Here is a 6,241-nt window from a genome sequence, read left to right as displayed (position 1 = left end):
CCCCGCAGCAAGGCCTGCCCCACGGGCTCCCGGTCTGCTCGATCGGGGTGCACTCCTGCGAGACCGCCGGGTCGGCGTCCGCGCGCAGGCCCTGGAGGGAGGCCGGGGCCGTGGCCTGGGCGGTGGCGATCGCCTCGACGGCCCGCTTCGTGATCTGCGCGCCCGAATGGGTGATCTCGCCCACCGTCGCCGTCGTCTCCTGCACGGCCGGGAGCTGCGCCTCCACCGGGGCCGCCTGCTCCTGCGCCGAGGCGCGGATCTCGGCCGCCGCCGCGTTCAGGTCCGACGTCGCCGCACGGTTCGTCCGGGCCAGATCCGCAAGCCCCGAGACCATCCCGTTCAGCGTACGCCCGAGGCGACCGATCTCGTTGTGGCCGCCGTCCCCGAGCGTCCCGGACAGGTCGCCCTGACCGACCTGCTCGACGAAGGTCATCACCCGCCCGAGCGGCCTGACGATCACGCGGTTGATGGCGATCCCGATCCCGATGCAGATCAGGAGCGTGATCAGGGCCGCGCCCCACAGGGTCAGGAACGCGGTCCGCTGCGCCTCCGCGACGCGATCGTTCAGCGCGTTCCGGGCATCGTCCTGCTTGGTCTCGATGACGGCGAGCTTTTCGCGCAGGGTGTCGAACAGCTGCTTGCCATTGCCTTCGGCCTCGACGCGCGCCGCCTCGGGCCGTCGCGTCGGGTCGGCGGCCATGCGCACGGCCGGCTCGCCGATCTCGGCCTGCCAGGTGCGGGCGGCGGCGACGGCATCGGCCAGCAGGCGCGACGTCTCGGCCTCGCCGCTCGTCAGCGCCCGAAGCCGATCGATGGTCTCATCGAGCGCCGGGCGGCCGGCCCGATAGGGCTCGAGGCTGCTGTCGCGTCCGGTGATGAGGTACCCGCGCAGCCCCGTTTCCTGGTTGAGCATGGCGCCGCGAAAGGCGTCGAGGCCGCGCGCCACGAGCGTCACCTTGCGACGGGCCTCGGTCGCCTCGTTCAGGCGGTCCAGCGTGAACAGGACCGTGCCGCTGCCGAGGACCGACACGAGCGCGATGGCGCCGATCGCGCCGCCGAGGGTGCGGTTGAGGCCAAACGTGTTCGGCATGTTCGAGCGTTCCTGCGCAGACCTGTGGGCGGCGCCCTGCGGTCCCCTTGCCGGCGCAGTCGGCCGAGTCGGCATTCGAATCAAGTGCGTGCGGGGTTCATCGGTCGACGACGCCGATAGGGATCGTGCATCCGCTCATCAAATCCGGCCCGATTCCGGCGTGCCTCTCGAAGCCGGCCGCGCGGCGGATCTCGCCGGCCGGCATGCGCGGATCGCGGCGCCCGGACCGATGCGTGGTGCTGGGGCGGACGCCCCCCAGATGCCGTGGAGACGGTGCCGCCCGGGCGGCGATGGGAAACCCGTCCCGCACCCGAGGGGCATGACGACCGAGCCACAGGGCGGCGGGACACGACCCGCGATCGGGAACCGGCCTCAACGCAACAGGGGAAGCTCGGCGCCGAGCAGGCAGAGGCCGGCGATGAACAGCCCCGCGCCGATGACCTCCAGTCGCAGGCGATAGGCGGGCATCAGCAGGGACGCCGCGACCAGGCCGGTCCCGGCGACGAGGCAGATCAGGCTTGAGGCCAGCATGGGCGGATGTCCTTCCGCCCACCCCCTACGTCGCGCGATCGAGAAAGTTTTGCCGGCGCGGGCGCGGGCCAGCAGATCGCCGTCCTCTGGCGCCGGCGGCGCAAGAGCCCTAAAGCCGGCGCATGCTGAACGCACCGACGACGCGCCGCCCGCTGGTCCTCGCCGCGGTGATGGCGGCGATGTTCATGATCGCGATCGAGGCGACGATCGTCTCGACGGCGATGCCGCAGATCGCGGGCCAGCTCGGCGACCTCCATCTCTACGCCTGGGTGTTCGCCTCCTTCCTGCTGACGCAGACCGCGACCACCGTGGTGTTCGGCAAGCTGTCCGATCTCTACGGCCGGCGTCCGGTGCTGCTGTTCGGCATCGCGGTGTTCCTCGTCGGCTCGCTGCTGTGCGGCATCGCCTGGTCGATGCCTTCGCTGATCCTGTTCCGGCTCGTGCAGGGCGTCGGGGCCGGCGCGATCCAGCCCGTGAGCATGACCGTGGTCGGCGACCTCTACGCGGCCCGCGAGCGCGGACGGGTCCAGGGCTACCTCGCGAGCGTCTGGGGCGTCTCGTCGGTGGCCGGGCCGCTTGCGGGCGGGCTGATCGTCGGGCATCTGAGCTGGCCGTGGATCTTCTGGATCAACCTGCCGGTCGGCGTCCTCGCGGCCGTCCTGTTCCTGCTGTTCCTGCGCGAGGAGGTGGAGCGCAAGCCGCGCCGGATCGACGTGATCGGGGCGGCCCTCTTCACGGTGGCGATCGCGGCGCTGATGATCGCCCTGACCGAGACGTCGGCCGCGCCGGCCCTCGCCGTCGCCGCCGGCCTGACCTTCCTGGCGGCGATCGCGCTGTTCGTGCTGCAGGAGCGGCGGGCCGCCGACCCCATGCTGGATTTCTCGCTGTGGGGGCAGCGCCCGATCCTCACCGCCAACGCCGCGACGCTGCTCTCGGGCATGGCGATCATCGGGCTCACCGCCTTTCTCCCGATGTACGTGCAGGGCGTGCTCCGGCAATCGCCGCTCGTCGCCGGGTTCACCCTGACCCTCATGGTGCTCGGCTGGCCGATCGGCGCGACGACGGCGGCGCGCAGCTTCGTCCGCTTCGGCCTGCGACCGGTCCTGCTGCTCGGCGCCGCCCTGCTGCCGATCGGCGCGACGGCCTTCGTGGCCTTGGGCCCGGAGACCTCGCCGGTCGTGGCGGCGGCGGGGTCGATCGTGATGGGCCTCGGCATGGGCTTCCTGTCGACGGCGGCGATCGTGATCATCCAGGACAGCGTCGCCTGGGGGCAGCGGGGGGCGGCCACCGCCTCGAACATCTTCGCGCGCAACCTCGGCTCGACGCTCGGCGCCACCGCGCTCGGCGCCGTGCTGAACTATCGCCTGATCCATCCGGACGGCGGGACCGGGGTGGATCCCGACCAGCTGCGCCGCCTGCTCGACGACCCGGCGAGTCTCGGCGCAGCCGGCGAGGCGGCCCGCCTCAGCCTGCAGCACGCCCTGCACGGCACCTTCTGGACGGTCTTCGCCGCCGCGCTGCTGACGCTGTCGGCATCCCTGCTCGTGCCGCGCGTGGCGATCGCGGAGGCGGCACCGGCCGTCGCGGAGTAGCATTGGGCAGCTACGCTCGGTGCTCGGCCGCCTCTCGTCCGGGCATTTTCTTCGTATCCGATCGCCCGTCCTGTGCCGCACGCCAGCATCCTGGTTGCCATGCGAGCCGAGACGCGATCGGATCGATCGGAGCGACGGCACGGTCGTCCGAGCCCCCACCCCGCTTGTCGCCGGCACTGGCTCGCGGTAGGCAGGAGCAGGGTTTCCGTCGCCGTCTTGCCGCCCCACGTTGGGCGGCGACGGCTCAGATGCCTAAAAGGCAAGCTGGGACAACGGCTTGGGCCTGTAGCTCAATGGTTAGAGCCGACCGCTCATAACGGTCTGGTTGCAGGTTCGAGTCCTGCCGGGCCCACCAATCATCACAACGACTTAAGCAGGCATCGTTTTATGCCCCGGGGCGGTCGCCCAACGATTTGCCCAACGAAACGCTCTTTTTGCCCCTGTTTTTGAAGGCTCCCGCGGCGCCGGATTGAAAGTCCGGGTGGTGGTGACCGTAGACGTTGATCAACACGTCAGGCGTCATGCCGAGGAAGCCGGACGCCTCCCAGATGCTGACGCCGCGCTGCATCAGCCAAGTCGCCGCGGTGTGCCGGAGGACATGCGGTCAAGCATCCTCCTTAAGGCCGGCGAGGTGGACCGCCGATGCGAAGGCCGTCTTGACCGACGCAACGGGCTTGCCGTTCCACTCGACCGCGAACTCGGGCTATCGTTCCATCGCGGCGCAGCGTCACCGCCCAGCGGCGCAAGTGCGCCACGAGGTGCGATGGCAGCTTCACGACGGGCTGCCTCTTCTTCGTAACGCGATTGCCCTCGGCTCGCCGGTAAAACAGCCCCTTATCGAGATCGACATAGGCCCTGCCCTTACCGCGGTGGAACGAAGCAGCAGCAAGCACTCCGGCAGGTGTGCCGGTATAGAGGCCGAGCAGGATAAACCGCGCGAGGTGCCGAAGTGGGCGCTTGTCGGTCTGAACTGCCTGGCCGAGGTTCGCGCCCCGATGGACGGTTTGCTTCTCGCGGTAGCGCCAGCACACCCAAAGCAGGCGGGCTGCCTCCTCTCTCGTTAGGAAGCGGTCTCTCCCCTCCCCTTTCTCTGGCAACGGGACTTTGACGATCCCACGATGCAAGCCTTCGGTCTGGTGATGCCCGATGGCCGCCCGAAGGTCTTCTAGGTCTCGCCGGGCGCCGCCGGTCCGTTTCCTGGCAACGACATAGTCGCGGCACAGTGGCCCTTTGATATCGGACAGGCGTTTGCCACCGAAGAAGTCGTTCAGCCGGCCGATCCGTCCCTTCAGCCGGCGATAGCCGATGGGGTCGGACGCTTCGATCACGCGTCGCCGCGCCTCAAGGTACAAGATCAGCACGTCCGCGACCGGGATTGCTTCGAGGTCCCGAAGCGACCGCGACGGGGCATGCTTGGCGATGTTGTGCTCTGCGAGTGCGCGTTCGGCTGCTGCAAGATCGCCCTCAAAGCATCCTGTGGGGTACTGCTTGCCTCCGTCGAGGATGAGCCAGGCCGCTCGTGACGCGACCTTGCCGCTCCGCTTCCGCTCAGGTCGAAGCCAGAGTCGGGCGGGTTTGCGTTGACGCGGCATAGCTCTCTCATTCTCGCGATGGCGCCGAGGGTCGTCCAGTCGCGGCCAGCGACGCGCTCGACGGCTAGCCGCCCGCGAGCCTTTTCCGTGCGCAGGCCGGAAACGGTCATGCCGCCGCCCGGGTAGGCGAGTGCCGCGGCCACATCGAGCCGCAGCGGCGTCTCGTCGGTGATCTCCGATGCGTCGGGGATGTGTAGCGCCCTACCCATCATGGTCGTCCTGGCCCGCACGTATCGCGCGAGCGATGTCTGCATGTGTGACCTGAGGAGCGTGGCGGGACATTTAGACGGGCCCTTTGCCCGGCAATTTTGGTCCGTAGAGAAACTTGTAAACGGACTGGCTCGATGATCGGCATTGCATGTCCACATGAAAGTGGTTAGATGCGCATCATTAGTGCGGTATTGCGCGATATATGTCAATTATCATGCGCATGAAAAGTGCGACCTGTTCGCTGCTATGATCACTCCTGCGCAGTGTCGCGCGGCGCGCGCCTTGCTGGATTGGAGCCGTGAGCAGTTGGCTACTGCCGCGAGGATCGGCCTGCGTACCCTCGTGGATTTCGAACGCGGCGCACGCGATCCTCACCACGCGACACTTGAGGCGATCGAGCGTGCTCTGAGTGAGGCTGGAGTGACCACCGACCTCACTAAGGGAACCGGTTTGGGCATTCGGCTCATCGGAAATAACGCTGATACGCAGTCCGATGGCGGGTAAGGCAATGTGTTGATTGTGGCGTCGATTGCTTGGTCCGCCGACAGGCAGCCCAGCACAGGGCGCACACGACGACAGGTTGATGCGGGCAAGTTCCCTGCATCGCGCCTGTGACGCCTCGGGCCGAGTGGTTGCGTAAGGTCGGTGCTGCGGGGAACGAGAACCGCCGACGCCGGCTTATGGCCCGTTCGAAGCCTCGAAGGGGTGGCGGCCCTGCTTGAAGGGGCAAACAGGACCGCCGCAACAGATCGGGCGACCTGCTGGCCGTGGATGCGGCGCCCTCCACGGTGGATCAGACAGGTTGCTGAAGGATGAGCGACGACACGGCAGCCCTGATCCTGACGCTCGCCACCGAGATCGCCGAGTTGCGCGCAGCCCTCGCGGAGGCGCAGGAACTCCTGATCGAGACCGCCGTCGATGCCGGCGAGATGCATGCCCGGCTTGAGGAGGTGCATCGGGAGTTGGCCGTTACACGTGCCGATCGCGACGCCTGGATGATCCGTGCAAGGCGGCAGGCGTCATTATCGCCCCCTACGTCGAGCGCCTTCGCCGCCACGCTGGCCTTACGCTCGCCGCTAATTCGCTAAGACCCCGTTTCATAATGGGCAGAACAGCTTAGCTATTGGGTGAGCGGCGAGCATCGCGGGCGTTGGGAGAGTGTCTGACGCTCACCCAGGAACCCCGATGTGGACGCCCGCCGCCCGCGCCGAGCTTGCGCGCGAGAG

General features: G+C 68.4%; 7 protein-coding genes and 1 tRNA gene. 4 read left to right on the top strand and 4 right to left on the bottom strand.

The genetic code is table 11. From position 1 onward, the window contains the following. Window positions 1-1,090, bottom strand: a 1,090-nt coding sequence (locus MKK60_RS11770) for a CHASE3 domain-containing protein (protein WP_243985939.1), incomplete at its 3' end; no start/stop codon positions are given. Window positions 1,091-1,462: 372 nt separating this feature from the next. Next, the gene (locus MKK60_RS11765) at window positions 1,463-1,621 is read right to left on the bottom strand and encodes a hypothetical protein (RefSeq protein ID WP_243932288.1); all 159 of its coding nucleotides are present in this window, start codon (window positions 1,619-1,621) and stop codon (window positions 1,463-1,465) included. A 122-nt stretch (window positions 1,622-1,743) separates the two neighbouring features. Between MKK60_RS11765 and MKK60_RS11760 the strand changes: the two genes are divergently transcribed. Next, entirely contained in the window at window positions 1,744-3,213 is a 1,470-nt protein-coding gene (locus tag MKK60_RS11760; RefSeq protein ID WP_243985938.1) for an MDR family MFS transporter, read from the top strand. 279 nt (window positions 3,214-3,492) lie between these two features. After that, window positions 3,493-3,568 (top strand) — tRNA-Ile (locus MKK60_RS11755). A 30-nt stretch (window positions 3,569-3,598) separates the two neighbouring features. Here MKK60_RS11755 and MKK60_RS11750 read toward each other — a convergent pair. Further along, window positions 3,599-3,781 (bottom strand): hypothetical protein, encoded by a 183-nt coding sequence (locus MKK60_RS11750; RefSeq protein WP_243985937.1) that lies wholly within the window; start codon window positions 3,779-3,781, stop codon window positions 3,599-3,601. 49 nt (window positions 3,782-3,830) lie between these two features. Further along, window positions 3,831-4,805: a site-specific integrase gene (locus MKK60_RS11745; RefSeq protein ID WP_243985936.1), complete on the bottom strand. Its 975-nt coding sequence runs from the start codon at window positions 4,803-4,805 to the stop codon at window positions 3,831-3,833. Between the two features lie 366 nt (window positions 4,806-5,171). On the opposite strand from MKK60_RS11745, the gene MKK60_RS11740 reads away from it, so the two are divergent. Together MKK60_RS11740 and MKK60_RS11735 are read left to right on the top strand one after the other, a co-directional pair. Continuing rightward, window positions 5,172-5,519, top strand: coding sequence for a helix-turn-helix transcriptional regulator (locus MKK60_RS11740; RefSeq protein ID WP_313901122.1), 348 nt, complete (start codon window positions 5,172-5,174; stop codon window positions 5,517-5,519). Window positions 5,520-5,827: 308 nt separating this feature from the next. Beyond that, the gene (locus MKK60_RS11735; protein ID WP_243985934.1) at window positions 5,828-6,103 is read left to right on the top strand and encodes a hypothetical protein; all 276 of its coding nucleotides are present in this window, start codon (window positions 5,828-5,830) and stop codon (window positions 6,101-6,103) included. Window positions 6,104-6,241 lie beyond the last annotated feature (138 nt).

This window comes from Methylobacterium sp. J-092, from assembly GCF_022829325.1.
Taxonomy (GTDB): domain Bacteria; phylum Pseudomonadota; class Alphaproteobacteria; order Rhizobiales; family Beijerinckiaceae; genus Methylobacterium.
The sequence above is the reverse complement of the archived record's forward strand: the minus strand, read 5'-3'. Positions and strand labels throughout refer to the sequence as shown.

What these genes read in the sequence shown, in the direction of transcription:
- MKK60_RS11735 (WP_243985934.1), top strand. Translation starts at nt 5,828, where the DNA reads ATGAGCGACGACACGGCAGCCCTGATCCTGACGCTCGCCACCGAGATC.
- MKK60_RS11750 (WP_243985937.1), bottom strand. Translation starts at nt 3,781, where the DNA reads ATGCAGCGCGGCGTCAGCATCTGGGAGGCGTCCGGCTTCCTCGGCATG.
- MKK60_RS11745 (WP_243985936.1), bottom strand. Translation starts at nt 4,805, where the DNA reads ATGCCGCGTCAACGCAAACCCGCCCGACTCTGGCTTCGACCTGAGCGG.
- MKK60_RS11740 (WP_313901122.1), top strand. Translation starts at nt 5,172, where the DNA reads ATGAAAGTGGTTAGATGCGCATCATTAGTGCGGTATTGCGCGATATAT.
- MKK60_RS11765 (WP_243932288.1), bottom strand. Translation starts at nt 1,621, where the DNA reads ATGCTGGCCTCAAGCCTGATCTGCCTCGTCGCCGGGACCGGCCTGGTC.
- MKK60_RS11760 (WP_243985938.1), top strand. Translation starts at nt 1,744, where the DNA reads ATGCTGAACGCACCGACGACGCGCCGCCCGCTGGTCCTCGCCGCGGTG.